The 3,253-nt window shown below is 63.7% G+C and carries 3 protein-coding genes and 1 tRNA gene; 1 reads left to right on the top strand and 3 read right to left on the bottom strand.

Going from position 1 to position 3,253, the window contains the following annotated elements; all coding sequences use genetic code 11:
* The 3 genes from AC2VON_RS18705 to AC2VON_RS18715 all read right to left on the bottom strand — a co-directional run.
* Nucleotides 1-457 (bottom strand): PIN domain-containing protein (locus AC2VON_RS18705; protein ID WP_486954300.1); only part of this gene is annotated, 457 nt, incomplete at its 3' end.
* A gap of 29 nt (nucleotides 458-486) precedes the next feature.
* On the bottom strand, nucleotides 487-990 hold the full coding sequence (locus AC2VON_RS18710) for a helix-turn-helix domain-containing protein (protein WP_486954301.1): 504 nt from the start codon (nucleotides 988-990) through the stop codon (nucleotides 487-489).
* Between the two features lie 480 nt (nucleotides 991-1,470).
* Nucleotides 1,471-2,832, bottom strand: a complete 1,362-nt coding sequence (locus AC2VON_RS18715) for a rolling circle replication-associated protein (RefSeq protein ID WP_486954302.1) — start codon at nucleotides 2,830-2,832, stop codon at nucleotides 1,471-1,473.
* A 336-nt stretch (nucleotides 2,833-3,168) separates the two neighbouring features.
* On the opposite strand from AC2VON_RS18715, the gene AC2VON_RS18720 reads away from it, so the two are divergent.
* Nucleotides 3,169-3,236: transfer RNA gene (locus AC2VON_RS18720), tRNA-Phe, on the top strand.
* Nucleotides 3,237-3,253: the final 17 nt, after the last annotated feature.

A 3,253-nucleotide genomic window follows, 5' to 3' on the forward strand; every position in this document is an offset into this window, starting at 1 on the left:
CAAAACTGCCCACCGTCGCCTGGATCAACCAACCAACCCCCGAAGCACTCATCAAATCCGCGTAAGAAACTGTCTCACCAGCCTTGACATGTTCCGCTGTGCTGAACCCAGCCCGGCGATCGTCGGTGACGATGGCGTCGGCTTTACCAATGATCGCGGCGTGGGCGACGTGGCCGTCATCGGGATCGTTGAGCCCGTAGCTGTACTCGCGGTCTTTGGGTGCGTGAACCTCTGAGCCCGGGAACGCCTGCTTCAGCTGATCGAAAAGGTGCTGACGGCGAACGGCGCTATCGGTGATCCTGCGCCTGTCGTGCAGGCCGGCGAGTACGTAGTCCAGCTCGAAGAGGATCCCAGACCCCCACAACGGCGCGTACGCCTCCTCAGTGGCCAGCTGCAACAGGAAGTCGCGCTGAAGGCTCGGCACAAGGGCACAGGTGTCGAGAACAGCGCGATACACGTGGGGAGTCTTTCAGACGCCGCGGACGGTCAATGCTTGCGTTTCGCCTCGGCGAGCAACCCGGCAACCTCGTCGGCGTCGGCATCCGCGAACTCTGCCGAGCTCTCGGCGAGGAACCGGTTGCGCCGGGTGTGAAGCTCCTCGCGGTAGGCAAGAACATCGGCAAGCCGCAGCTTGCGTCGGACCGCGCCGGGCACGTGCGCGTCTAATTCGCCGTCCTGGATGAGGCGAACCACCGTGGGGCGGCTGAGACCGAGGATCTCAGCGGCCTGTTGGGTGGAGATTTCCTGGTCGCGGGTCAGGATGCTGATCGACTGGCCGTGACTGAGTGCGTGGGCGACACGCTTGAGAACGTCGTATAGCTGTTCGGTCAGCTCGACACGATCGTGTTCACCCGCGCCGGACAGGAAGAAGGCAGGTTCAGGTGAGGTCCCGTGACGGGCCTCGTGCGCCTCGATGAAGCTGAGGACATCGGCAAGCCCATTGGCATCGGCCGGAAGCGGGTTAACAATCTCCGCGGAGGCGCTGCTCATGGGTCTCACTTCCTTTCATCTCATCTTCTGGGAACTGGGCCTAGCTTAGCGCAGTTGCGAAAGTTACGAAAGCGTGGTGGCGGCTTGGGCTGACCGCAGTCGGTCAAGAGAGGAAGTTATCCCTCGGGGTGGGACGTCCACAGTGCGCGGCGAAGCGGGTCAAGTACAGCCGGCCCACCTTTGTGCACCGCCGTCTGCAATTGATCGATGACAGCGCGTACCCGTTCAGGGTCCGCAGTAGCGTCAAGTCCAAATTCGTAAAGCTCCCACCGATATTTGTGATCTTCAAGCCGAAGAATTAGCTCGTTGATCGCGTTTTCTAAATCCACCTGTTCGGCGGCCAAGCTTGCGAAATCGCTGGGGCGCTGCCCCTCTGGTACGCGAGGCGGTAGTTCGAGAGTCATGGACCCAGATTATGTGGTTAGTGTCTCGCCGTGCGACGCCCCAACGACGGCTATTTTGATGCCTTCGGCGAGACCTTCACACGTCCGGCAGTAGCGCTGCTGCGAGCTGGGACGCAAACGCCGGTCCGTCATTCACCAGCGCGTAGCCGCCGGCCAGGCCTGCTTGGTTGCACAGCGTCCGCCGTCGGCGAACTTGGCGATAGTCCGTGACACCGGTTTCGCGGTCAACGCGCGGGACCAGACGCGTGGCTGTGCGCGGCAGCACTGAAGTGGGGAAGCGGCTGGATGAGTCGCTGTACACGGCCTGGCTGCGCGACCACCGTCGCACGATCCGGCGCGCAGCGAGGTACGCATCCTGGGCCACCTCCACGATGGCAATGGCCTTCTTGAGTCCGTACACGCCCCAGAACCGACCGGGTCCGCGTCCGGGTTGCCGCCACAGTTCGGGAACGATGTGCTGATATTCCTTGTCGCCGTGCAGGTTCGGCGATGAGTGCTTGGTGAAGTAAATGGCCAACCGCTTGGGGTCGCAGGCCTTCAGCCCGTTCCGCACGTCGACGGCAGTCCCGGCGAGCCGATGCCTCGCCTTCTGCTCGGGGTCGGGGTGGTTGACGATCTGCGCCCAGGTCTCGGACAGCCATTGAGCGAAGCCTCGCCCCGAGCGCCCCGGTGAGTTCGGCGGCGCCATCCACAGGTGAATGTGCGGAGCGCCGCGCCGCTGGAACTCGAGCTTCCAGATGTAGCGTGCAGGTTCGCCGTACTCACGTTGAAAGCGTTTGCGCCACAACACCATGTGGCGCTTCACGCTCGCGCCATCGGGTGCGACGACTTCCCAGTCGCCGGGGTACGTGAGGGTGACCATGGCGGGGACGCGGCCAGACTCCACCAGTGGGCTGTAGTCGAGTTCGGCGAAGGTGCGGCACATCGACGACCGTGACTTTCGGGACCACTCTGTGATGACAGCGCCAGTGCCAGGCTGCTCGCTTGCCGTAAGACTCCGTCGGATCGAAGACCCGACGGCCCGATCACCGTGCCCGGCATCGCCGTCGAGGTCTCTTCTGACATGGAACGCCGCGTCGTCAACGTCACGTTGGTGATGAGCAACGCCCCGTTCGGCGGTCTTCTCGACGCGAACGGGATTGGTCCAACTCAGTCGCACCACGCCAGGACCAACAGTGATGCGAAAGCATCCCGATTCAGGCTCGGCCCCGCGACGGTCAGGACCAGACGCCCACGGCGCTGCCGGTTCGAACAATGCCGCGGCCGCGGCGACCATCTCGGGACTCGGGAACCGCAGCGACAGTGCATCGACGGCCCGCAGCTCGCTCGTCGAGATCCCGTCGCGAACCGACTCGCGGACATTTTCGGCACATATAACAAGCCCGCCGGCCGCGGCCGGGTTGAGACTAGGTGCCTCGGTCGACGTCCGGCCGACCACTGTCGCTCTCGCGCCCTGCGGCCTGGCGGCCTGGGGCGCTCGCGACCTCCCGTCAACCGGGGCACCGGCAGAACTCTGCTGAAGGGCGGGATGTTGTGATGCCGATGTCGAGCCCTGCGTCGAGGGTGTCGATCCGGTGGCTGATGATGCGATGCTGGGCATCGGGGTGTCTGCTCCCCGGAACCTCCGAGGCCGCCCACAAAGCAGGCGGCAGCGAGGAAGCTCCTGGACGGGAGTGCAAACGCCGTGTCCGGTTTATGTCCGTTCGTCGGACAGACTGAATACGTCAGCGCAGCTCAATGCGGCGCATATGACGCATAGACTCAGATAAACCGCAGGTCAGTGGCTATCTCGTCCGCCTGAAAAGCGGAAGGTCGCCGGTTCGATCCCGGCCCTGGCCACCATGGTGTTTATGCAGGTG

It is taken from the genome of Mycobacterium sp. TH-M82, from assembly GCF_057473605.1.

Excerpts from the sequence above, each read along its gene's own strand:
- AC2VON_RS18710 (WP_486954301.1), bottom strand. The coding sequence starts at position 990 with ATGAGCAGCGCCTCCGCGGAGATTGTTAACCCGCTTCCGGCCGATGCC.